This window comes from Hydrogenophaga intermedia, from assembly GCF_000723405.1.
GTDB lineage: Bacteria > Pseudomonadota > Gammaproteobacteria > Burkholderiales > Burkholderiaceae_C > Hydrogenophaga > Hydrogenophaga intermedia.
The window spans coordinates 151703-174218 of the sequence record NZ_CCAE010000006.1; the positions used below are offsets into that span (position 1 = coordinate 151703).

Annotated in this window: 24 protein-coding genes; 15 read left to right on the top strand and 9 right to left on the bottom strand. The window is 70.6% G+C overall.

The features are described 5' to 3' along the window. The first annotated feature begins 123 nt into the window (after window positions 1-123). Together BN948_RS06375 and BN948_RS06380 are read left to right on the top strand one after the other, a co-directional pair. Complete coding sequence (locus BN948_RS06375; protein ID WP_009520524.1) at window positions 124-729, top strand: chalcone isomerase family protein; 606 nt, start codon at window positions 124-126, stop codon at window positions 727-729. Between the two features lie 106 nt (window positions 730-835). After that, window positions 836-1957, top strand: a complete 1122-nt coding sequence (locus BN948_RS06380) for an ABC transporter substrate-binding protein (protein WP_009520525.1) — start codon at window positions 836-838, stop codon at window positions 1955-1957. On the opposite strand, the gene gph is transcribed toward BN948_RS06380, so the two are convergent. Together gph and rpe are read right to left on the bottom strand one after the other, a co-directional pair. Further along, window positions 1951-2622: a phosphoglycolate phosphatase gene (gph, locus tag BN948_RS06385; RefSeq protein WP_009520526.1), complete on the bottom strand. Its 672-nt coding sequence runs from the start codon at window positions 2620-2622 to the stop codon at window positions 1951-1953. The two genes, BN948_RS06380 and gph, sit on opposite strands and share 7 nt — an antisense overlap. Next, window positions 2622-3299, bottom strand: a complete 678-nt coding sequence (rpe, locus tag BN948_RS06390; protein ID WP_009520527.1) for a ribulose-phosphate 3-epimerase — start codon at window positions 3297-3299, stop codon at window positions 2622-2624. The genes gph and rpe overlap by 1 nt, the downstream gene beginning before the upstream one ends. Window positions 3300-3378: 79 nt before the next feature. On the opposite strand from rpe, the gene apaG reads away from it, so the two are divergent. The 9 genes from apaG (at window position 3379) to BN948_RS06435 (ending at window position 12085) form a co-directional block, all read left to right on the top strand. Continuing rightward, window positions 3379-3783 (top strand): Co2+/Mg2+ efflux protein ApaG, encoded by a 405-nt coding sequence (gene apaG / locus BN948_RS06395; RefSeq protein WP_035620869.1) that lies wholly within the window; start codon window positions 3379-3381, stop codon window positions 3781-3783. A gap of 20 nt (window positions 3784-3803) precedes the next feature. Then, window positions 3804-5804, top strand: a complete 2001-nt coding sequence (locus tag BN948_RS06400; protein ID WP_009520529.1) for a site-specific recombinase — start codon at window positions 3804-3806, stop codon at window positions 5802-5804. Further along, the gene (gene thiL, locus BN948_RS06405; RefSeq protein WP_035620873.1) at window positions 5770-6765 is read left to right on the top strand and encodes a thiamine-phosphate kinase; all 996 of its coding nucleotides are present in this window, start codon (window positions 5770-5772) and stop codon (window positions 6763-6765) included. Before BN948_RS06400 ends, thiL begins: the two co-directional genes overlap by 35 nt. Before the next feature lie 35 nt (window positions 6766-6800). Beyond that, window positions 6801-7712 (top strand): LysR family transcriptional regulator, encoded by a 912-nt coding sequence (locus tag BN948_RS06410; protein ID WP_009520531.1) that lies wholly within the window; start codon window positions 6801-6803, stop codon window positions 7710-7712. Between the two features lie 134 nt (window positions 7713-7846). After that, the gene (locus BN948_RS06415; protein ID WP_009520532.1) at window positions 7847-8896 is read left to right on the top strand and encodes an ABC transporter substrate-binding protein; all 1050 of its coding nucleotides are present in this window, start codon (window positions 7847-7849) and stop codon (window positions 8894-8896) included. Further along, window positions 8893-9876 (top strand): isopenicillin N synthase family dioxygenase, encoded by a 984-nt coding sequence (locus BN948_RS06420; RefSeq protein ID WP_009520533.1) that lies wholly within the window; start codon window positions 8893-8895, stop codon window positions 9874-9876. Before BN948_RS06415 ends, BN948_RS06420 begins: the two co-directional genes overlap by 4 nt. A 49-nt stretch (window positions 9877-9925) precedes the next feature. Next, window positions 9926-10456, top strand: coding sequence for a phosphatidylglycerophosphatase A family protein (locus tag BN948_RS06425; RefSeq protein ID WP_009520535.1), 531 nt, complete (start codon window positions 9926-9928; stop codon window positions 10454-10456). Window positions 10457-10458: 2 nt separating this feature from the next. Further along, entirely contained in the window at window positions 10459-10935 is a 477-nt protein-coding gene (locus BN948_RS06430) for a CinA family protein (RefSeq protein ID WP_009520536.1), read from the top strand. Between the two features lie 7 nt (window positions 10936-10942). After that, entirely contained in the window at window positions 10943-12085 is a 1143-nt protein-coding gene (locus tag BN948_RS06435) for a DNA alkylation repair protein (RefSeq protein ID WP_009520537.1), read from the top strand. 12 nt (window positions 12086-12097) lie between these two features. Here BN948_RS06435 and BN948_RS06440 read toward each other — a convergent pair whose 3' ends face one another. After that, window positions 12098-13255, bottom strand: a complete 1158-nt coding sequence (locus BN948_RS06440) for an Acg family FMN-binding oxidoreductase (RefSeq protein ID WP_009520538.1) — start codon at window positions 13253-13255, stop codon at window positions 12098-12100. Window positions 13256-13346: 91 nt separating this feature from the next. Here BN948_RS06440 and BN948_RS06445 point away from each other — a divergent pair, with 91 nt between their 5' ends. From BN948_RS06445 to BN948_RS06455, 3 genes are all read left to right on the top strand, one after another. Further along, window positions 13347-14237: a LysR family transcriptional regulator gene (locus BN948_RS06445; protein WP_009520539.1), complete on the top strand. Its 891-nt coding sequence runs from the start codon at window positions 13347-13349 to the stop codon at window positions 14235-14237. Between the two features lie 63 nt (window positions 14238-14300). Beyond that, window positions 14301-14717 carry a DUF3597 domain-containing protein gene (locus tag BN948_RS06450; protein WP_009520540.1) on the top strand — a complete coding sequence of 139 codons (417 nt, stop codon included), beginning with the start codon at window positions 14301-14303 and terminating at the stop codon, window positions 14715-14717. 22 nt (window positions 14718-14739) lie between these two features. Next, complete coding sequence (locus BN948_RS06455; RefSeq protein WP_009520541.1) at window positions 14740-15402, top strand: glutathione S-transferase; 663 nt, start codon at window positions 14740-14742, stop codon at window positions 15400-15402. Window positions 15403-15449: 47 nt separating this feature from the next. Here BN948_RS06455 and BN948_RS06460 read toward each other — a convergent pair whose 3' ends face one another. After that, window positions 15450-16241 carry a YecA/YgfB family protein gene (locus BN948_RS06460; protein ID WP_009520542.1) on the bottom strand — a complete coding sequence of 264 codons (792 nt, stop codon included), beginning with the start codon at window positions 16239-16241 and terminating at the stop codon, window positions 15450-15452. Between the two features lie 66 nt (window positions 16242-16307). Beyond that, on the bottom strand, window positions 16308-16511 hold the full coding sequence (locus BN948_RS06465) for a hypothetical protein (protein ID WP_009520543.1): 204 nt from the start codon (window positions 16509-16511) through the stop codon (window positions 16308-16310). Between the two features lie 158 nt (window positions 16512-16669). Between BN948_RS06465 and BN948_RS06470 the strand changes: the two genes are divergently transcribed. Further along, window positions 16670-18292, top strand: a complete 1623-nt coding sequence (locus tag BN948_RS06470) for an FMN-binding glutamate synthase family protein (protein WP_009520544.1) — start codon at window positions 16670-16672, stop codon at window positions 18290-18292. 15 nt (window positions 18293-18307) lie between these two features. Here the strand turns inward: BN948_RS06470 and BN948_RS06475 are convergent, their stop codons facing one another. Genes BN948_RS06475 through BN948_RS06490 form a run of 4 tightly spaced genes read right to left on the bottom strand, consistent with a single transcriptional unit; the run spans window position 18308 to window position 22498 of the window. Continuing rightward, entirely contained in the window at window positions 18308-19195 is an 888-nt protein-coding gene (locus tag BN948_RS06475; RefSeq protein WP_009520545.1) for a toxin-antitoxin system YwqK family antitoxin, read from the bottom strand. Next, window positions 19192-19617, bottom strand: coding sequence for a putative toxin-antitoxin system toxin component, PIN family (locus tag BN948_RS06480; RefSeq protein ID WP_009520546.1), 426 nt, complete (start codon window positions 19615-19617; stop codon window positions 19192-19194). Before BN948_RS06480 ends, BN948_RS06475 begins: the two co-directional genes overlap by 4 nt. Before the next feature lie 2 nt (window positions 19618-19619). Then, window positions 19620-20900, bottom strand: coding sequence for a THUMP domain-containing class I SAM-dependent RNA methyltransferase (locus BN948_RS06485; protein ID WP_009520547.1), 1281 nt, complete (start codon window positions 20898-20900; stop codon window positions 19620-19622). After that, the gene (locus tag BN948_RS06490) at window positions 20897-22498 is read right to left on the bottom strand and encodes an RNA polymerase factor sigma-54 (protein WP_009520548.1); all 1602 of its coding nucleotides are present in this window, start codon (window positions 22496-22498) and stop codon (window positions 20897-20899) included. The genes BN948_RS06485 and BN948_RS06490 overlap by 4 nt, the downstream gene beginning before the upstream one ends. Window positions 22499-22516 lie beyond the last annotated feature (18 nt).

The window sequence follows — 22516 nt, forward strand, 5'->3', positions numbered from 1 at the left end:
CGCCGGGCCGTGCAGCGGATCACGCCGCCAAGCTTTCGTTCTAGAGCCTTACCCGCTGGACCGGCACCGCCGTCGCTGGGAGAATTCCAAAATCGAACGATCGTTCACTTTTCTGAGTCCGACATGTTTCAGACGCGTTTGCACACGCTGGCTGCGGCCGGCGCTTTTTTTGTCTGCTGGTCGGCCGGGGCCGCCACCATCGACGTGGCCGGCGTGCCGCTGGAGGAGCGGGTCACCGTTGCCGGCAGCCCACTGGTGCTCAATGGCGCGGGCGTGCGCTACAAGGCCGTGTTCCAGGTCTACACGGCAGGCCTCTACCTCACGGCCAAGGCCGACACCACGGAGGGCGTGCTGAGCAACAGCGGCCCCAAGCGCATCACCGTCACCATGCTGCGCGATATCGACGCCGCCGAACTCGGCAAGCTGTTCTCGCGCGGCATGGAGGACAACATGGACCGCGCGGCCTTCTCCAAGCTGATCCCGGGCGTGCTGCGCATGAGCCAGATCTTTGCAGCCCACAAAAAGCTGAACAAGGGCGACACCTTCACGGTGGATTGGGTGCCCGGCACGGGGTCGGTGCTGACCGTGCGCGGCCAGGTCGAGGGTGAGCCGTTCAAGGAGCCAGCGTTCTTCGACGCCCTCATGCGCATCTGGCTGGGTCCCAAGCCGGCCGACTGGCAGCTCAAGGACGCGCTGTTGGGCAAAGCCCGCACGGGCAACCGCCCATGACGGACTGAGCGCCGGCCATCCCCCAAAACGGCACCGCCGCGCGACGGGCGGCGACATCCTGGGTACGGTATGGGGTTTTCCTCGTCACCGAAGGCACCCGAAAACCATGCTCCGTCGACAAGTCCTCCAGGCCGCCGCGATCGGCGCCGTCCCGCTGCTGGCCCGCGCCCAGGAATCCGGCGACATCGTGGTCGCCCACATCGGACCCTTCACCGTTCTGCCCGCGCCGGACGCCAGGGAGTTGCACGAGGGCGCACAGGCCGCCTTCGCCGACATCAACGGCAAGGGCGGCATCGCGGGCCGCAAGGTGGAGTTGCTCCGGCTGGACGACGCCTACTCCTTCGACGGCTTCAAGGCCCGGCTGGCGGAGGCCATGCCGCGCAAGCCGCTGGCGCTGCTGTCGCCGCTGGGCTCGGTCACGCTCAAGCAGATGCTGGACACGAAACTGCTCGACCAGACAGACGTGGTCGTCATCAACGCGGTGCCCGGCGCGGCCGTGCTGCGCGAGCCCGGACACCCGCGGTTGTTCCACATCCGCGCCGGCGACGACCAGCAGATCGCCAAGATCGTGTCGCACGCCCAGGCGCTGAACATCAAATCCATGGGCGTGCTGTACCAGAACATTCCCATGGGCTCCTCGGGCCTGGCCTCGGCCAAGGCGGCCGCGCAGGGCACGGGAATGGAGGTCATCGGGGCGGAGTCGGGCACGGACGTGGCCGAACTCGCGAAGGCGGCCCAGCAGATCGCCGCGAAGAACCCGCACTCGGCCATGGTCATCGGCGCGCCCAAGTTCATGGGCCAGGGCGTGGCCGCGCTGCGCGCTGCCGGCGTGTCGCAGCAGCTGTTCACGCTGTCCTATCTGCCGGCGCCTGCCCTCAAGGCCCTGGCCAGCAGCGGCGCGCGCGGCGTGGGCATCGCACAGACCTTTCCCAACCCGAACGGCTCCAACACGCCGCTGCAGCGCCTCTTCAAGGCCGCCATGCAGCGTGCGCACCCCGAGCTCAAGACTTACACGCCGTTCCACCTCGAGGGCTACGTGAGCGCGCAGATCTTTGCCGAAGCGGCGCGCCGAGCCCGGCCGCTGACGCCCGCCGGGCTCACCGACGCCCTGCATCGCATGGGGGAAATCGACTTCGGCGGCTTCCGCGTGGACTTCAGCAAGGGCAACGAAGGCAGCCAGTGGGTGGACATCGGCGTGGCCACCGCCGAGGGCCGCCTGCTCTACTGAAGGCGGGCAAGTAACTCGTCGAGCCGGTCGAGGTAGGCGTCGGCGTCCACGCCGCGCACCGGCTCGCCGTGGTTGTAGCCGTAGGTCACCAGCGCCACCGGGCAGCCGGCGGCGCGCGCCGCCAGGGCGTCGTTGAGCGAGTCCCCCACCATCAGCGTGTGCGGGGGCTCGCTGCCCAGGGCCTTGCAGGTCTCGATCAGGGGCAAAGGATCGGGCTTGCTGCGCGCGAAACTGTCGCCACCGAACACCTGCGAGAAGAAGGGCGCCAGACCCTTGGCCTGAAGCAGCTCGCGCGCGAACGCCAGGGGCTTGTTGGTGACGCAGGCCAGGGGCAAGCCGCGCTCGCGCAGGGCCCGCAGGCCTTCGTCCACGCCGGCATAGACCTCGCTGTGCGCGCCATTGGTGGCGGCGTAGTGCCGCTGGTAGATCGCCCAGGCCTCGTCCAGCCGCTCCTGCGCGCCCGCGCCATCCAGCCCGCCATGCACCAGCGCCGACCGGATCAGGTGCATCGAGCCCTTGCCCACCATGCGCTCGATGTCGGCCCGGACCACCACCGGACGGCCCAGTTCGCGCAGCGTGGCATTGAGCGTAACGTCGAAATCGCCCAGCGTGTCGACCATCGTGCCATCCAGGTCCACGATGGCCGCGCGGATGCCCCGCAGCATCAAGACAGCGCGGCGCGCATCTGGTCGATGACGCCCTTGTAGTCGGGTTTGCCGAAGATGGCGCTGCCGGCCACGAAGGTGTCGGCACCCGCGTCGGCCACGCGGCGGATGTTGTCGGGCTTGATGCCGCCGTCCACCTCCAGCCGGATGTCCCGGCCGCTGGCCTCGATGCGGCGACGCGCGTCCTCGATCTTGCGCAGCGCCGAGTCGATGAAGCCCTGGCCGCCGAAGCCGGGGTTGACGCTCATGATGAGGATGAGGTCGATGTCGTCGATCAGCCAGTCCAGCACATCCAGCGAGGCCGCCGGGTTGAAGGTGAGGCCTGCCTTGACGCCACGCGCCTTGATGGCCTGCACGCTGCGGTGGGCGTGGGTGCTCGCATCGGGGTGGAAGCTGATCAGGTCGGCGCCAGCGTCGGCGAAGGCCTGGGCCAGCGCGTCCACCGGCTGCACCATCAGGTGCACATCGATGGGCACCGGCGTGCCGTCGGGCGTTTTCGCGTGCGGCTTGAGTGCCTGGCACACCATGGGCCCGAAGGTGAGGTTGGGCACGTAGTGGTTGTCCATCACGTCGAAGTGAATCCAGTCGGCGCCGGCGGCCACCACCTGGCGCACCTCTTCGCCCAGGCGGGCGAAATCGGCGGAAAGGATGGAGGGGGCGATGCGGTAGGTGGTCATGGCGGGCAAGGGCGAGAGCGAAGGCCGGCATTGTCTCAGGCCTCGCCGGCGGTCGCAGCCCGCGGGTAACATGCCGGCCATGCCCAAGTACCTCTTCACCTGCGAGGCCGAGCCGCAATACCTGAGCGAGCAATCCGCGCCCGAGGAGGAGCTCTACGCCTTCGCGTACACCATCACCATCACCAACCACGGAGAGGCCACCGCGCAACTCATCGCGCGGCACTGGATCATCGAGGACGCGCACGGCCACACCGAGGAGGTGAAGGGCCTGGGTGTGGTGGGCCATCAGCCGCTGCTGCGCCCAGGCGAGTCCTTCCAGTACACCAGTGGCACCCGCCTGCGCACGCCCACCGGCGCCATGCGCGGCAGCTTCTTCTGCGTGGCCGAGGACGGCGAGCGCTTCGAGGCAGCCGTGCCCGAATTCGCCCTGCGCGCGGGCGGCAGCGGCGCCAGCGACGCCCCGTCCTCTCGCGTGCTGCACTGAGCGGCATCCCCAGGGCCCGCATGGACCTGCAAGAGCTCCTCGACTCGATGGCGCCCGAGGCGCCGCTGGCGCAACGCCACCTGTGGCTCGCCAACGCCCTGGCCTGGGTGCGCGGCGACGCGCTCGACGTGGCCGCCGCGATCTCTCGCGTGCGCCTGTTCGTCGGCGCGCTCGAGAACGACGCCGCCCTGCGCGAGCGCTGGCACGCCTGGCTGCGCGCCTTCGTGGCGGGCGTGGACATCACCCCCCTGCTGGCCGACTTCGGCTTCGCACCGCGCACCGCCTTCCTGAGCGAGCTGGGCCACCGCCTGCGCCGCAAGCTGCTGCCCGGCACGCCCGAGACGCGCGACCTCGCCGAGCTGTTCTCGCTGCTGCTCCCCTCGCCCTTCGACGTGCGCTGGATCAAGGCGCTGGACACCGCCACGCTGGGGCGCCTGGCCGTGCTCACCCCCGAGCGCGGCACGCAGGTGTGGAACGAGTCGCTGATGGACGCGTTGACCTTCTGCACCAGCCAGGTCAGCGCCACCGGCTTCGCCTCCGAGATCCGCATCCGCATGTCGGCCGAGGCGCAGGCCGAACGCCCCTTTCACGAGCTGCCCAGCGTGTTCGAGGCGCTGCGGCGCGAGGTGCGCGTGCACGGCCCGCGCAGCGCCGAAGCTGACCAGGCCGCCGACCGCCTGCGCGAGCAGCTCGACGCCTGCCGACACGCCGCCTACACGGTCTACCACCACCTCGAGGAACACGGCGTGTCGGTGGGCATCGTGTTCCGCCTGCGCCAGTTGCGCGAGCGCATCGTGCGCATCAAGCAATTGCTGGACTGCCTGCTGGCCGATCAACCGGGCCGCGCCAACGCCGCGCTGCTGGCCGACCTGGTCCAGGTCGGCATCGAAAACCGCAGCGTGCGCGCGCTCATCGCCGCCAGCTCGCACCTCACCGCCGCCAAGGTGGCCGAGCGCAGCGCCGAGAGCGGCGAGCACTACATCACCCGCAACGCGGCCGAGTACAAGGAAATGCTCGGCAAGGCCGCAGGCGGCGGCTTCGTGCTCGGCTTCACCACCTGGATCAAGTTCGCGCTCTATGGCCTGGGGCTCTCGGCCTTCTGGGGCGGCTTCGCGGCCGGCTTCAACTACGCTGCCTGCTTCGTGCTCATCATGCTGCTGCAGTGGACGGTGGCGACCAAGCAACCCGCCGTGACCGCACCGGCCATGGTGGCCAAGCTGCGCGACATCAAGGCCACCGGCGCGGTGCGCCGCTTCATCGACGAGGTCGCGAACCTGTTCCGCTCGCAGATCGCGGCCATCCTGGGCAACGTGGGCATGGTGGTGCCCACGGTGCTGCTGATCAGCGCGCCGCTGCTGTTCCTCACGGGCGAGGCCATGATCGGCCCCGAGCAGGCGCAACATGTGCTGCACAGCCTGCACCTGCTGGGGCCCACGGCGCTCTTCGCCGCCTTCACCGGTGTGCTGCTGTTCGCCAGCAGCATCGTCGCGGGCTGGTTCGAGAACTGGTTCGTCTTCCACAAGCTCGACTCGGCCATCACGCACAACCCGCGCTTCACGCGCGCGCTGGGCCGCGAACGCGCCGCGCGCTGGGCCATGTTCGCGCGAGCCAACGTCTCGGGCCTGGCGGCCAACATCTCGCTGGGCTTCATGCTGGGCCTGGTGCCGGTGTTCGCGCAGTTCTTCGGCCTGGGGCTGGACGTGCGCCACGTCACCCTCTCTGCCGGCCAGCTCACGGCCGCCGGCTTCGCACTCGGGCTCGACGTGCTGCGCGAGCCCGCCTTCTGGTGGGCCGTGGCCGGTGTGCTGGTGGTGGGGCCGCTGAACCTCACGGTGAGCTTCTACCTGGCCTTCCGCCTGGCGCTGCGGGCGCAGGCCATCAGCACCGGCAACCGCCAACTCATCCGCGTGGCCATGCGCCGGCGCCTGCGCGCGGCACCGCTGAGTTTCCTGCTGCCACCGCGCGCGCGGCCCGACAGCGGCGACGATGGTGATGCCACCGCGCCTTCCGCGCATGGGTGAGTTCGAGCTGATCGCACGCCACTTCACGCGCGCCGCGCCCGCCGGCGGCGCCGTGGTGCTGGGCGTGGGCGACGACTGCGCCCTGTTGCAGCCCACGCCGGGCCACCAGCTCGCCATCAGCAGCGACATGCTGGTCGAGGGCCGACACTTCTTCGCCGGTGCCGAGCCCGAGGCCCTGGGCCACAAGGCGCTCGCCGTCAACCTGTCTGACCTGGCCGCCATGGGCGCGCGCCCGCTGGGCTTCACGCTGGCGCTGGCTCTGCCCGCGGCCGACGAGGCCTGGCTCGCGCCCTTCGCGCGCGGGCTGTTGGCCTTGGCCGATGCACAGGCCTGCCCGCTGGTGGGCGGCGACACCACGCGCGGGCCGCTCACCATCAGCCTCACCGTGTTCGGCGAGGTGCTCCCCGGACGCGCCCTGCGCCGCAACGCCGCGCGTGCGGGCGACGACTTGTGGATCAGCGGGCGCACGGGCGAAGCGCGCCTGGCCCTGGCCTTGCGGCGCGGCGAGCCCTGGGCGCGGGGCGATCTGGCCGAGGTGCAGGAGCGCATGGACCGGCCCATGCCGCGCCTGGCCCTGGGCCAGGCCCTGGCCGCCACCGAGGGCGTGCGCGCCGCGCTGGACGTCAGCGATGGCCTGCTCGGCGACCTCGGTCACATCCTCAAGGCCAGCGGCGTGGGCGCCGAGATCGAGACCGCAGCCCTGCCGCTGGCGCCCGCACTGCGCGCACTGGACGATCAGCACCGGCTCGACTGCCTGCTGGCCGGGGGCGATGACTACGAGCTGCTGTTCACCGCCGACGCATCGGCGCACGAGGCGGTGCTCGCCGCCGGCACGGCAAGCGCCACCGCCGTCACCTGCATCGGGCGAATCACGCCGGCCGATGGCGGCATGCTGGTCCTGGACCGCGACGGCACCCCGCTCCCGCTCGCGCGGCACGGCTTCGATCACTTCGCCGACTGAGGCGACGTGCACGCCGCCGGCGATAGGATGCGCCCATGAGCGCCTTCTCGCCCCTGGTCCGCTACTTCGAGGAAGTGGCCGAGCAGCAATCGATCCGCCGCGCGGCCGAGCGCCTGCACATCGCGCCCAGCGCGGTCACGCGTCAGATCGCCCGTTTCGAGGAGATGCTGGGCATGCCGCTGTTCGAGCGCCTGCCGCGAGGTGTGAGGCTCACCTCGGCCGGCGAGATCATGCTGGCCAACGTGCGCCGCATGCGCCGCGACTTCGGCGGCGCGCTATCCCAGATCGACGCGCTCAAGGGCATGCGCCGCGGCCAGGTGCGCCTGGGCATCCTGCAGTACATGGGCGCGCAACTCATTCCGGACCTCATCGCCGACGTCAGCCGCGACTACCCGGGCATCTTCTTCTCCGTGCTGTCGGCCAACTCGCCGGAGATCGTGGACCGCGTGGCCAACGGTGAACTCGACATCGGCATGTGTTGGGCGCCGCCCTCCGCCGCTCCGGTGCGCCGCGTGCGCTCCTACCCGGTGTCACTGGGCCTGACGGTACCGCCCCGACACGAATGGGCGCGGCGCAAGAGCATCACCCTGTCGGAGTGCCTGGGCCAGCCACTGATCCTGCCCACGCCCGACACCGAGCCGCGCCGCATGATCGACAGCATGCTGCGCGGCGCCTCCGCCTCGCTGCAGCTGCTGGCCGAAACGAATTCCATGGCCACCATGACGCGTCTGGTGCTGGCCGGGGCGGGTGTGGCCGTCATGACGCGCGTGACCGTGGCGGACGAGATCCGCGCCGGCACCCTGGTGCACATCCCTTTGTCCGACCGCGGCATGCAGGGGCTTCAACTTGAGTTGCTGGTGCGTGCCGAGCGCACCCTGCCGCCCATGGCCGCGCTGATCCTGGACCTGCTGGACCTGCGCTTCGACCGCTACGCCGGGCAGTTCTGAAACGGGCGGGCCCGGGGTTGTGTTGCCTTGATGGCAACACGAAGTTCGAAAAACGATTCTTGTAGCTGAACAAGGCAAGGCCTAGATTCCCCCTCACGCAGGCGTTTTCCTGCGCTGTCGAATGGAACACGGACATGGGCAGCCTCTCTTCCTTCTCCCCTCGCCGCCGCAGCCTCGCGCTCGGCGGACTCGCCGCGCTGGTGGGCGCACCGGCCTGGTCGCAGCGCACCCCGGTGAAAGTGCGCTTCCAGTGCGATTGGCGCTTCGAAGCCGGCACCATCCCCTACGTGGTGGCGCTCAGAAAGGGCTACTTCGCCGACGAGGGTCTGGACGTCACGCTCAACGTGGGGGCGGGCGCGTCGGCCACCGTCACGCGCCTGGCGTCGGGCAACTTCGACATGGGCACCGGCGACATGAACTCGTTGGCCGAGTTCGCGGGCAACAACGGCCTGGTGCCCGCCAAGGCCGTGATGCTGATGTACGAAAGCACGCCGGCCGCCATCTTCTCGCTGCGCAAGACCGGCATCAGCAAGCCGGCCGACCTGCGCGGGCGCACGCTCGCCGCGCCGGCCAACGACGGCGCGCGCCGCATCTTCCCGGCATTTGCCCTGGCCAACGGCCTGGATCCCGCAAACGACGTGGCCTGGACCTCGGTGGACCCGGCCATGCGCGAGACCATGCTGGCGCGCGGCCAGGCCGAGGTGATTTCGGGCTACATGGCCTCGGGCTGGGTCTCGCTGCAGCGCCTGGGCGTGGACCCGAAGGACATCGCGGTGATGAAGTACGCCGAGCATGGCGTGAAGCTGCCGGGCAACGCCATCCTGGCGCGCCCGGGCTTCATCGACGAGCAGCCCGAGGCGGTCGCGGCCTTCCTGCGCGCCGTCACGCGCGGCCTGAAGGACGCTCACACCGACCGCGCCGGAGCCGTGGCCGTGCTCAAGGGCCACGAGCCGCTGGTGGACACACGCATCGAAGCCATGCGCCTGGGCGTCGTGCTCGACGGCGAAATCGCCACGCCCACCGTGCGCCGCCAAGGCATCGGCGACATCGACCTGGCGCGCTACCAGGAAGGCATCGACGCGCTCGCGAAGTTCCTGTCCTTCAAGACCACGCCCGACGCGGCCACCCTGGTCGACACCCGGTTCCTGCCGCCGCTGGCACAACGCAAGGTGTTTTCCGCATGAACACGGCCATCGACACCGCCGCCGTTCCCACCGCCATGTCCACACGCCGCCTGCCGGTGGTGGACCTGCAGCCCTTCCTCTTTGGCGACGCCGCCGCGCGACACGCGGTCGCCCGCGACATCGCGATCGCCTGCGAGGCCTACGGCTTTTTCTACCTGCGCGGACACGGCATTCCGGCCGACACCATCGCGGGCGGCTTCGAGTCGGCGCGGCGCTTCTTCGAGCTGCCGCTGGACGAGCGAATGGCCTGCCGCGTCACCCGCCCGCGCCAGAACCGCGGCTACCAACCGATGTTCGACACAGCCCTGGCCGGCGGCAAGAGCGACCTCAAGCATTCCTTCGACATGGGCTTTCCCCTGCCCGAGGACGACGCCGACATCGAAGCCGGCCTGCCCTTCCACGCGCCCAACGCCTGGCCCCAACTGCCCGGCTTTCGCGCCCACGTCGAAGGCCTGTACTTCGCCATGCTCCACTGCGGCCACCAGATCCTGCGCGCCATGGCGCTCTCGCTGGACGCCGACGAGAACTTCTTCGTCGGCCGCTGCCGCAAGCCCACGACCAACATGCGCCTGGTGCACTACCCGCCGCAAAGCACCGACCCCGACGCGGGCCTGGGCGCGCGCGCGCACACCGACAAGGGCATCGTCACCCTCCTGCTCAACGACGACGTGGGCGGCCTGCACGTCATGTCCGACGACGGGCAGTGGATCGATGCGCCGCCCGACCCTGAGGCCATCATCGTCAACGTGGGCGACCTGATGACGCGCTGGACCAACGGGCGCTTCCGCTCGGCAATGCACCGCGTGGTCAACGCCACCGGGCGCCAGCGCTACTCCATCCCGCAGTTCCATCACACCACGTTCCATGCGGTGGTGGATCCGCTGGACCTCGTGCGTGGCGAACCCGCCAACTTCGAACCGGTGGTGGCCGGCGAGTTCGTGGCCAACGGCTTCCGACGCGACCGCAAATCCTGGGCCTGAGCCCCGCGCGCGCCAGGAGCGGCGACCGGCGGCGTCCGATAATCCGCGCATGCCCGACACCGCCCCCCGCGACACGCTCACCGCGTCGCCGGCCCGCCCCACCTGGCGCTTCCTCTTCGCCCACCCCGCCCACTTCATCGCGCTCGGCGCGGGCGCGGGCCTGTCGAGGCTGGCGCCGGGCACCTCGGGCACGCTGTGGGCCTGGGTGGCCTGGCTGGTGCTGGAGCCGGTGCTCCCGCACAGCACCTGGGGCCTGCTCATCGCCGCCGCCACGCTGATCGGCTGGTGGGCCTGCACCGTCACCGCGCGGCACATGGGCGTGGCCGACTCGGGCCACATCGTGTGGGACGAGGTGGTCGCCTTCTGGCTCGTGCTCTGGCTCATCGCGCCCAGCGGCTTCTGGGCGCAGCTCGTGGCCTTCGCGCTGTTCCGCCTGTTCGACGCGGTGAAGCTGGGGCCCATGGCCTGGGCCGACCGCGCGTTCAAAGGCTTCGGCCCGCGCGGCGGCTTCGGCATCCTGCTCGACGACTTCGCGGCCGCGCTGTGCACGCTGCTGGTGATCGCGCTCTGGCGCTTCTGACCATGGACCTCACCGACGTCGTGACCGAACTCGCCACCCGCCTGCGCGAACGCGGCTGGCAGATGGCCAGCGCCGAAAGCTGCACCGGCGGCCTGATCGCCGCCGCCTGCACCGAACTCAGCGGCTCCAGCGACTGGTTCGATCGCGGCTTCGTGACCTACTCCAACGCCGCCAAGACCGACTCACTGGGCGTGCCCGCCGCCCTCATCGACGCGCACGGCGCGGTGAGCGAGCCCGTGGCGCGCGCCATGGCCTCGGGCGCGGTGGCGCACTCGGCGGCGCGCTGCGCGCTCGCGGTCACCGGCGTGGCCGGTCCCACAGGTGGCAGCGCCGACAAACCCGTGGGCACCGTGTGGTTCGGCTGGAGCACGCCGGCCGGCGTGGCCACCGAACACCGCCGCTTCGACGGCGACCGCGCCGCCGTGCGCGCGCAGGCCGTGCGGCACGCGCTCGCCGGCCTGCTGCAACGCTTGCCCTGATTCCCCCATGGCCGACGCCTTCAAGCTGCTCATCAACCCCGAGACCGTGGCGCACACCGCGCGCCACCTGCGACGCGCCTGGCGCGGCTTCGACGCCGAGCGCTTCTCGGCCATCGCACTCGACGGCCAGGACGGCCTGGAGTTCAAGGCCCGCGCGCACCGTCTGGCCGACGCGCTGCTGGCCACGCTGCCCGAGGACTTCGACCGCGCCTGCGGCGTGCTGGAGACCGCGCTCGCGCCGCCGTTGGCCCTGGACGCCGACGGCGAGCCCGTGGGCTTGCAGGGCGCGCAACCGCAGGGCGTGTCGGGCTGGGCGCTGTGGGGCGCCGGCGAATGGGTGGCGCGCGCCGGCCTGGGCGAGCCCGAACGCGCCCTGCTCTGCCTGCGCGAGATCACGCAGCGCTTCACGGCCGAGTTCGCCATCCGCCCCTTCATCGCGCAGCGGCCCGAGGCGGTGTTCCCGGTGCTCGAGCGCTGGACCGGCGACAGCAGCGCGCACGTGCGTCGGCTGGTCAGCGAAGGCAGCCGCCCGCGACTGCCCTGGGGCCTGCGGCTGCAGGCTTTGGTGGTCGATCCGGCCCCCACGCTGCCGCTGCTGCACGCGCTGCAGAACGACGGCAGCGCCTACGTGCGCCGCAGCGTGGCCAACCACCTCAACGACATCGCCAAGGACCACCCCGAGCTGGTGGCCAGCTGGGTGCGCGAGCACCGCGTGGGCGCCAGCGCGGCGCGCGAGGCCTTGCTGCGCCACGCCAGCCGCGGCCTCATCAAGGCCGGGCACGCGCCCACGCTGGCGGCCTGGGGCCTCGCACACGGTCTCGACGGTGGGGCCACGCTGAAGCTCACGCCCGCGAAGGTGGTGGTGGGCGGCAGCCTGCGACTCGACGCCACGCTGCGGTCCCGCGCGCGCACTGCGCAGGCGCTGGTGGTCGATTACGCCGTGCACCACGTGAAGGCCAATGGCTCGGCCTCGCCCAAGGTGTTCAAAGGGTGGAAGCTCGACCTCGCACCGGGCGAGACCCGCGCGCTGGGCAAGGCGCATTCGCTTCGGGAGGTGACGACGCGGCGCCTGTACCCGGGCCGCCACCGGGTGGAGCTGCTGGTCAACGGTGTGGCGGTGGCCGAGGCCGCGTTCGATCTGTCGGCCTGACTCGGGCCTTGATCAGGCCTTGAGGATGTGCGCCTGCAAACCGCGCCTAGGGGCTGGCTGCACCGCTGGCGCGTGGCCCAGACGCGCCCACATCTGCACCGTGAAGCGCGGGGCGCTGGCCTGCAGCCGCTCGTGGATCTCGCGGTAGAGCGCGCCCATCTCCGGGTACTCCTGCAAGGCCTGCGAGATGGGCTGCATCGACAGGCCCTGTTCGGTGGCCGCGAGTTGCGTGCGCACCCAGGCGCGACCGGCGTTCACCTGCGTCACCCGGTCGTTGCCCTCGGTGACCAGCCAGTAGAAGGCCGGCGTGGTGTCGATCTTGGCGTTGAAGCCGTCGATCTGGCTCTGGACAGCGCGGTCGCCGGGCGCGGGCGCGACGCTGCGGTCGAACAAGCCGAGCGCGGTCGCCACGCGCACCATCGGGTCGTTGACCGACAGGCCGTCACGGTGCGCGGCGATCTCGCGCGGGCCAACGCGCAGCACCTTGAACGATTCGAGCACGGTGCGCGGCGTGGTGAGCTCGATGCGCCAGGCCTCCTTGGCGATGCGCCTGTGGTGTTCTATGGCCTCGGCGTCGTCGGCCGTGACGAAGCCCGTGCGGAACGGGTGGGCCGAGGTGCTGCGCGCGATCGCCTCGCGCGCGCTGGCCTCGGGCACGCGGGGCTCGTAGGCCTCGCGGTTGGTGCGGCGGCGCAGCACCTGGGCGAACAAGGGGTCGGGCCGCACGCTGGCGTCGGGCACCAGGCGGATGCGTGCGGTGGGCCGCGCATCCACCGCGGCCGGACCGAACTCGCCCTCGGGAAACAGCGCGATGTCGGCGCGGTGGCCCTTCTGCCGCGTGGCCTGTTCCAGCAATTCGATGAAGGTGCCCTGGCTCATCAGCATCTGGCGCGAGAACGGATCAGTTTCGGGCAGCAAGCGCGTGCGGTCGATGAACAGCGTGATCTCGCCCGGCACCGACAGGTCCACCAGCCAGCTTTGCAAGTTGTGCGAATGTGGCGCGAGCAGCGCGTACGACAGGGCCCAGCGGCGAGGATCTGGCTCGTCACCTGGGCCGCGCCAGGCCGCGATGGCCTCGTCGGGCAGCGCGCTGCTGCAGCCTGGCAGACCCGCGGTTGCTGCGGCGATGGCGCCACCACCCGCGAGGCGAAGGAGGGAACGGCGGTGCATGGTGGGCTCCTGTTGGGTGCTGGGTGAGGCCATTGTCGAAAGACCAGGCCTCTAGAACAATTGACGAACATCAAACACCAGCCATGCACAAATGAATGACCCGGGCTTCAACTGGTCGCTGATCCGCTCCTTCCTGGCCGCGCTCGACCAGGGCAGCCTCATGGGCGCCGCGCGCGCCCTGGGCCTGCACCAGCCCACCCTGGGCCGGCACATCGGCGAGCTGGAGGCGCAACTCGGCCTGACACTGTTCGAACGCACCGGGCGCGGCCTGATCCCCACGCCCGACGCGCTGCGGCTGGCCGAGTCGGCACGCGGCATGGCGGCGGCGGCCGACCAGCTCGCGCGCCGGGCCAGCGGCGCGCAGCACGGCCTGCAGGGCACCGTGCGCCTGAGCGCCAGCCAGCCCGTGGCCTGCACGCTGCTGCCCCCCGTGCTCGTGCAACTGCGCGCGGCCTTGCCCGAGGTGCAGATCGAACTCGTGGTGAGCAACGCGGTGAGCAACCTGCTGCAGCGCGACGCCGACATCGCGATCCGCCTGGTGCGCCCGGACCAGGGCTCGCTGGTGAGCCGGCGCGTGGGCCAGGCGGCCATCGGCGCGTACGCCCACCGCGACTACCTGCGCCGCCGCGGCACGCCGCGCCAACCCGCCGACCTGCTGCAGCACGAGCTGATCGGCAACGACCGCCAGACCGACATCGTGCGTGGCTTCGCAGCGCTGGGGCATGCGGTCACGCGCGAGCACTTCGCGCTGCGCACCGACGACCTCATCGCGCACGAGGCGCTGGTGCGCGCGGGCGCGGGCATCGGCTTCCTCACACGCTACGTGGCGCGCCAGCACGCCGAGCTGGTGCCTCTGCTGCCGACGCTGCCGATCCCGCCGCTGCCCATGTGGCTGGCGGTGCACCGTGAGATCCGCAGCAACCCGCGCGTACGCGCGGTGTGGGATTACCTGGCGGCATCCCTGCCCGGCGCGCTGGGTTGAATGCCCCAGGCGTCATCCCCCACTTCTATACTGGCCGCCCACCAACGACTTCAGGAGATCGCCATGGGGTTCTTCACCACCATCCTCGACAAGCTGGGCCTGTCCACCGCCAACGCCGCCACGCCGCCGGCCGCGTCGCCTGCACAGGCGCCCGTGGCCGCACCCAGCCCGGCACCGGCCGCCGCCGCGCCCGCGCCGGCCGTGGTCAACCCCATCGCCATGGTGGACGTGGTCGCGCAGCTGGAAAAGCGCGCCGCCGCCAACCCGCAGAAGCTCAACTGGAAGACCTCCATCGTCGACCTGCTCAAGCTGCTCGACATGGACAGCAGCCTGCAGGCGCGCAAGGAACTGGCCAAGGAGCTCTACTGCCCCGATGAGTTCATGAACGACTCGGCCAAGATGAACGTGTGGCTGCACAAGAACGTGCTCGGCCACATCGCGGCCAATGGCGGCAACGTGCCAAAGGAGTTGCTGGACTGAACCACACGTCTGGACTGCCCGCATGATCCGCGTCCACCACCTCAACCACTCGCGCTCGCAGCGCGTGCTCTGGCTCCTGGAAGAGCTGGGCCTGCCCTACGAGATCGTGCGCTACGAACGCGACCGCAAGACCATGCTGGCGCCGCCCGAGCTCAAGCGGGTGCACCCGCTGGGCAAGTCGCCCGTGGTCACCGACGGTGCGCTGGTGCTGGCCGAATCCGGCGCCATCCTGGAAACCCTGGTGGAACGCCACGGGCCGCAGCTGCGGCCCGACCCGGCGTCGCCAGAGTTCCTGCGCTACCGCTACTGGATGCACTACGCCGAGGGCTCGCTGATGCCGCCGCTGCTGCTCAAGCTGGTGTTCGACCAAGTGGAGAAGGCGCCGCTGATCGTGCGGCCGGTGGCGAAAGCCATCTCGGCCAAGGTCAAGCGCCGCTTCATCACGCCCAACCTGAAGCAACACCTGGACTTCCTGGAGGCCGAACTGGCCAGCGACCCGTGGTTCGCCGGCCAGGCCTTCAGCGCGGCCGACGTGCAGATGAGCTTTCCGGTGGAAGCGGCCGTGGCGCGCGGCGGGCTCGATGCGAAGCGCCCGCGCCTGATGGACTGGCTGCGCCGCATCCACGAGCGCCCGGCTTACCGGCGCGCGATCGACAAGGGCGGGCCGTTCGAGATCCTCGGTTGAGGTCGCGCGGCGTCAACCGCGCCCCGCTTGGCCGCGTCAGGCGCCCCTCAGGCGCCGTGGCACTTCTTGAATTTCTTGCCGCTGCCGCACCAGCAGGGGTCGTTGCGTCCGGGCGTGGCGGCCTGGCGCAGCGGCTCGGCGCGCGGGCCCAGCGCCGTCCAGATGCGGTACAGCTCGTACACGGCCCAGACCGCACCGTAGAACTGGTCAAGCCGCGCGTCGCTCACGCTGGGCGCGGCCTCTTCGTCGTGCAGGTTCTGCGTCGGCACGCCGCGGTCATCGTCCGTGAGCGCGCCGATGGTCTCCAGCGCCTCGGCGATCCAGCGCGCCGTTTCCTTGTCGCGCGGCGGGGTCCACTCCTCGGCCCATTGCTCCACCACGTCGAAGAAGCCCTCGGCCCAGGCCTGCGCGTACGAGGGCAGCGGCTCGTCGCCGGAAGGGCGCTCGGCCTCGGGCATGGCGGCCACGGCACCGCGCAGGTCGACCACCTCGGGGTGGTAGGCGCGCTCGTCATCGAGCGTGCCCACCTCGGTGCCCAGGGCCTGGCGCACCTCGGCCTCACGTCGCGCCCACAGCGCCATGAAACGCTCGTATCGGGCGGTATTCGGGAAATGCACGCCCTCAGGGTGCGGCACCGTGGGCAGCGGGCCCGTGCCCAGCAATACGGGCAACCACTCGGCCGGCGGCACGGGTCGGCGCGTGCACACCAGGGCCGTCAGCGCGCCGTCCAGGTATTCCCAAGGGGGCACGTCGCCGCCCAGGGCAGCGAGCTCATCCAGGATGGCATCGAGCTCGTCAAAATCGCTGGCCTGCAGGGCGGAATCGCTGTCGGTGGTCATCGGTGGGCGGCGGTCGGGCGGAAAAGGCCCGACAGTGTAGTGCCGCCTGTCGCGCGGAGCGGTGCGTCAGTGGCGCGTGTGGCCCGACGCCTCGACCGCGCCCATGGCCAACGAGGCCAGCGCGCTCGGGGTGGCAGGCCGCTCGGGCGGCGACTGGTGCGTGGCGGGCGGAGGCGCTTCGTACACGCTGCGCCAGGCGTTCTGCAGGCTCTGCCAGACACTGGGCGCCACGGTCATCGAATCGGGCTCGTCCATCAGGATGGGGAACATGTCGATCTCCTTATTGGCAGGCCCTGGGTTCCCGCCTGCGCGTCGCCTGCCCGGCGCGTGCGGTGGTGTTTGGATTCAAGCCATTGTTCGCTTGTTCAAAACACGCCCCAATAATGCGTAGGCAGGATTTTTTCCCCACGACCAGACGACGAACGCCCATGCTTGACCGACTCAACGCCATCTACCCCGTGCGCTACACCGCGCTCGGCCTGTGCGCCTTCATCGCGCTGCTGAGCCTGTTCTCCCTGGTGGCCTTCGGCATTGGTGGCTTCTGGTTCCTGCTGTTCGGTGCGCTGGCGCTGCTGGGCCTGTGGGACCTGCGCCAGACGCGCAGCTCGGTGCTGCGCAACTACCCGGTGATCGGCCATCTGCGCTTCATGCTGGAGTACATCCGGCCCGAGATGCGCCAGTACTTCATCGAAAGCGACACCGAGGCGCAACCGTTCTCGCGCGCGCAGCGCAGCCTGGTCTATGCGCGCGCCAAGGGCGAGACCGACAAGCGCCCCTTCGGCAGCCAGATCGACATGCTGAGCAACGGGCACGAGTGGATCAACCACTCGATCGCGCCGACCAGCCTGCCCTCGCACGATTTCCGCGTGCGCATCGGCGGGCCCGACTGCGCCCAGCCCTACGAGGCCAGCGTGTTCAACATTTCGGCCATGAGCTTCGGCGCGCTCTCGGCCAACGCCATCCAGGCGCTCAACGCGGGCGCGCAGCGCGGCGGCTTCGCGCACGACACGGGCGAGGGCTCCATCTCGGCCTGGCACCGCCTGCATGGCGGCGACCTGATCTGGGAGATCGGCTCGGGCTATTTCGGCTGCCGCGACGAGGACGGCACGTTCAGCGACGAGAGGTTCGCCGCCAACGCGAGCGACCCGCAAGTGAAGATGATCGAGATCAAGCTGAGCCAGGGCGCCAAGCCCGGCCACGGCGGCATGCTGCCCGGTGCCAAGGTGACCGCCGAGATCGCCGCCGCGCGCGGCGTGCCCGAGGCGGTGGACTGCATCTCGCCCGCCGCGCACAGCGCCTTCTCCACGCCGCTGGAACTGATGGCCTTCATCGTGAAGCTGCGCTCGCTGTCGGGCGGCAAGCCGGTGGGTTTCAAGCTGTGCATCGGCCACCCCTGGGAGTGGTTTGCCATCGTCAAGGCCATGCAGAAGAGCGGCATCACGCCCGACTTCATCGTCGTGGATGGCGCCGAGGGCGGCACGGGCGCGGCGCCACTGGAGTTCACCGACCACGTGGGCGCGCCACTGCAGGAAGGCCTGCGCCTGGTGCACAACACCCTGGTGGGCGTGAACCTGCGCGATCGCATCCGCATCGGCTGCGCGGGCAAGGTGGTGAGCGCCTTCGACATCGTGCGCGCCATCGCCATCGGCGCCGACTGGTGCAACAGCGCGCGCGGCTTCATGTTCGCGCTGGGCTGCATCCAGGCCCAGACTTGCCACACCGGCCAGTGCCCCACCGGCGTAACGGCGCAGGACCCGCTGCGCCAGCAGGCCCTGGTGGTGCCCGACAAGGCCGAGCGCGTGTGGCGCTTTCACCAGAACACGCTGAAGGCGTTGAAGGAGCTGGTGCAGGCCGCCGGGCTGCAGCACCCGGGCGAGATCAGCGCGCAGCACCTGGTGCGCCGCGTGAGCGACAACGAGGTGCGCCTGCTGGCCAACCTGCTGCCCACCACCTCGCCGGGCGCCTTGCTGGACGACGACGCGGAAGGTGAGCACGCGGTGTTCACGACCTGGTGGCGGCGCGCGAGCGCGGAGAGCTTCGCCCAGCGTTGAGGCCGCGCCGCGGCCTCAACTGCTCGATGGGTCCTCGTTCACGCGTTCATCGCGCAGCAAGTGCCCGCGCGGGTCGTAGAGCTTGCGGCGCAGCAGCACGCCGCGCTCGCCGTACTCCTCCTCGCGTTGCAGCGCGCCGCCGGGCGCGTGGTACTGCTGCCAACCGAACAGGCGGCCGTTGCGCTCGCGGTTGAGGGCGGCCTCGGTGCCGTCCTCGTAGAAGCTGCGCGTCTCGCGCAGTTCGTCGCGGCCCAGGTGGCGAATGGTCTGATCGAGCTTGAGCCGGCCGTTGAGGTGCCACTGGCGGATGCGCCGCTCGCGTCCGCCGACCCATTCCACCTCCTGCGTGAGCTGGCCCGACTCGGCGAACTCGCGCCCTACGCCCTCACGGCCAGGGTACTGTTCGGGCGGAGGTTCGATCAGGTCGATCTCGTGGCGCAGGCGACCCGAGGGGTAGTAGACGCGCTTGATGCGGCGGTCCGGCGCGAAGGTGTTGTCGACGAACTCCTCGCTGCGCACCACCCCGCCCTGCGGATTGACGATGACCTGGCGGATCAGCACGCCGCGCCGGTGGCTTACGGTGCCCAGGGGCTTGCCGGGTTCGCGGTAGAGCGTGACCTCGGCAAGTTCGCCGCCGTGGCCGCAGGGCCCACGGTCCTCGGGCAGCAGGCTGGTGGGCGCGCAACGCAATTCGGCCAGGCTGCCGTCGCTCCAGCGGCGCAGCAAGGCCATCGCTCGGCGGCCATCGGCGCTCATCGCGCGCTGGAGGGTGGAGCCGTCGGGCATCGCGCAGCGCTGCTGGCCGGCCGGTCCGACGGGACCGCAACGTGGCTCGTCGTCGGCCCAGGCCGGAGGCAAGGCGGTCAACAACCCCACCAGCCAGCCGGCCCGCCAGGCGTTCATGTGCCGACCTCCTCTGTCGGCGGTGCCCACGAGCGGGTCACCCGCACACCGACGCGCACGAGGCGGCGCGCCAGCGCCAGCACCTGCGCGTCCTTGCTCAGCAGCGCGGCACCGTGGGCCACGGCGAGGTCGATGAAGCGCTGGTCGTCGGGGTCGCGGCAGGTGAAGGGGGCCTTGTCGGCGGGTTCGACGCGGCGGGTGTGTCGGTCGAAATCGGCCAGCACGACGTCTGCCCCCGTTGCGCCGAGGCGGCGAGCGAGGTGCGGGTAGTCCAGCACACGCCGCAGCTCCTCACGCATCGCCTCGGTCGCGATCCAGGCCACGCGACTTTCCACCAGCGCCGCACGCAGCGGCGCCACGGCAGGATCGTCGAAAACGAACAGGTCGAGCACGACGTTGGTGTCGATGACGACCAGGCCCATCGTCAGGCCTTATCGGGATTCGCCGGGCGCGGGGCGCGCGCGGTCAGGTCGAAGCGGAACAGCCGGCACTCGATGGGGCCGTTCCACAGCGGCACGCGGCGCGACTCCTTGAAGCGCATGCGCCCGGGCAGCTTCAGGTCGGGCGTGAGCAGCCAGGCGCTCCAGCCCGCGTAGTGCGATTTCCAGTGCGCGGCCAGACGCTCGAAGAAGGCGTCGGCGGTCTGCCCGTCTTCGTCGCGGGCCTGCTCGCGCCCGCCCACGCGCGCGCGCTCGGCTGCGTTGCGGCCGGCCACGCCCGCTGCCGCGATGCGCTCACCATATGGCGGGTTGAGCAGCAGCACGCCCGCGCGCGGGCTGGGCGGCAGGCGCTGCAGCGCGTCGCCGCCGCGCAGTTCGATGGCCTGGGCCACGCGCGCGCGCTCGGCGTTGCGCTTGGCGAAGTCGACCATGCGGAAGGCCACATCGCTGCCGAAGACGATGGGCGCCTGGCCTTCGGGCCAGGGCCGCTCGGCCGCGCGCGCCTCGTCGCGCAGGGCCTGCCACACGTGGGGCTGAAAGGGCAGCAGCTTCTCGAAACCGAAGCGGCGCTGTCCGCCCGGCGCGATCCTGAGCGCGATCTGCGCGGCCTCGATGGGCACGGTGCCGCTGCCGCAGCAGGGATCGACCAGCGGCGGCACGTCGGCCAGCGTGGCGGCCTCGCGCGCCAGTGCGTCCCAGCCGGTGGCCACGATCATGGCGGCGGCCAGGGTTTCCTTCAGTGGCGCATCGCCCTTGTCCTCACGCCAGCCGCGCTTGAACAGCGGCTCGCCCGTGGTGTCGATGTAGAGCGTGAGCGTCTCTGCCGTGACGTGGCCGAACAGGCGCACGTCGGGCCGCTGCGTGTCCACGCTGGGACGCTCGCCGCGCTTGTCGCGGAAGCGGTCGCAGACGGCGTCCTTGATGCGCAGCGCGGCGAAGTTCAGGCTCTTGAGCGGGCTGTGCTGCGCGGTCAGCTCCACCTTGATGGTCTGCTTCGGCGTGAACCAGATTTCCCAGGCCACCTCGGCGGCGGCGGTGTACAGGTCCTGCTCGGCGCGGTAGGTGCCGTGCCACAGGCGCACCAGCACGCGCTGCGCAAGGCGGCTGTGCAGGTTGAGCAGCAAGGCGTCGCGCCACGAGGCCTCCAGCGACACACCGCCGCGCGAGCGCTGCAGCGAATCGACGCCGGTGATGCGCTGCACCTCGGCGGCGAGAAAGTCCTCCACGCCGGCGGCGCAGGGAAGAAAGATCTGGAGCTGGTTCAAAGCGATTTGCGAAGGTTGGCCGGGGCGATGCGCATGGCCTCGCGGTACTTGGCCACGGTGCGGCGCGCGCACTCGATGCCCTGCTCCTTGAGCAGGTCGGAGAGCTGGTTGTCGGACAGCGGCTTGGCCGGTGCCTCGGCGGCGATGAACTGCTTGAGCAGCGCGCGCACCGCCGTGCTGGAGGCGTTGCCGCCGGTTTCGGTGCCGAGCGAGGAACCGAAGAAGTACTTGAGTTCGTAGGTGCCGAAGGGCGTGGCCATGTACTTGGCGGTGGTCACGCGGCTGATGGTGGATTCGTGCAGGCCCAGCTCGTCAGCGATCTCGCGCAGCACCAGCGGGCGCATGGCGAGTTCGCCGTGCATGAAGAAGTTGCGCTGGCGTTCGACGATGGCGCTGGAGACGCGCAGGATGGTGTCGAAGCGCTGCTGGATGTTCTTGATGAACCAGCGAGCCTCCTGCAGGCGCTGCTGCATGGCGGCGTGGCCGCCCTCGCCGCCATCGCGCCCGCCGCGGTTCTGGCGCAGGGCGTTGGCGTACACGTCGTGCACGCGCAGGCGGGGCATCACGTCGGGGTTGAGGATGACCTTGAAGCCGCGCCCGGCGCGCGTGACGATCACGTCGGGCACGACGATGTTGCGCTCGACGTCAACGAAGCGGCGCCCGGGCTTGGGCTCGAGCCGCGCGATGAGCGCGAGCGCGCCGCGCACGGTGTCCTCGTCGGCGCGGCACAGTTGCACGAGCTTGCGGATGTCGCGCTTGGCGATGAGCTCCAGCGGCTGCGCGCAGATGGCCAGCGCCGCGCGCGCCTCGGGCGTGTTGCGCAACTCCAGGATCTGCAGCTTGAGGCACTCGGCGAGGTCGCGCGCACCCACGCCGGGCGGGTCCATGTGCTGCAGCAACTGCAGGTTGGTGCGCAGCAGCTGCTCGCAGGCCTCGCGGCGCTCGGTGGCTTCGGGCGAGTCGGCGTCGTTGCCATCGTCGCCTTGCAGGCGCAGCAGCGCGAGCGCGAGTTCGGACAGCGGGTCGCTCAGGTAGCCGTCGTCGTCGAGCGATTCGATCAGGAAGAGCAGCACGGCGGCGTCTTCGTCGGACAGGCGCAGGCAGCGCGCCTGCTCGTGCAGGTGGTCCTGCAGGGACACCAGCGCGCGCGCGAGGTCGGCCGCGCTGGCGGTCTCGCCGTCGTCGCCCGAGCCGGTGCTGCGCGGCGGCGCGTCGCCACCCCACTCGCTGTCGTCGGGCGCCACCTCCACGGTGCCGTCGCCTTCCCAGCTTTCTTCCACCGGCGAGGCGCCGTCCAGGTTCGCTTCGACGGCTTCACCGTCTCCGCTGTCACCGGTGTCGGCGGTCGTGCTGGGGGCGGGTGCGGCCGCATCGGCGATCTGCTCGCCCGCATTCACCGGCGCATCGGTCGCGGCCAGGCCGAACTCCTCGCGCTCCAGCGTCTCGTCGGCGCGTTCAAGAAATGGGTTCTCGTCGAGCATCTGCTCGACCTCCTGCGCCATCTCCAGCGTCGACAGTTGCAGCAGGCGTATCGACTGCTGCAACTGAGGCGTGAGCGCCAGGTGCTGAGAGACGCGAAGGGAAAGACTCTGTTTCATCGTGAACCGGCCAACACG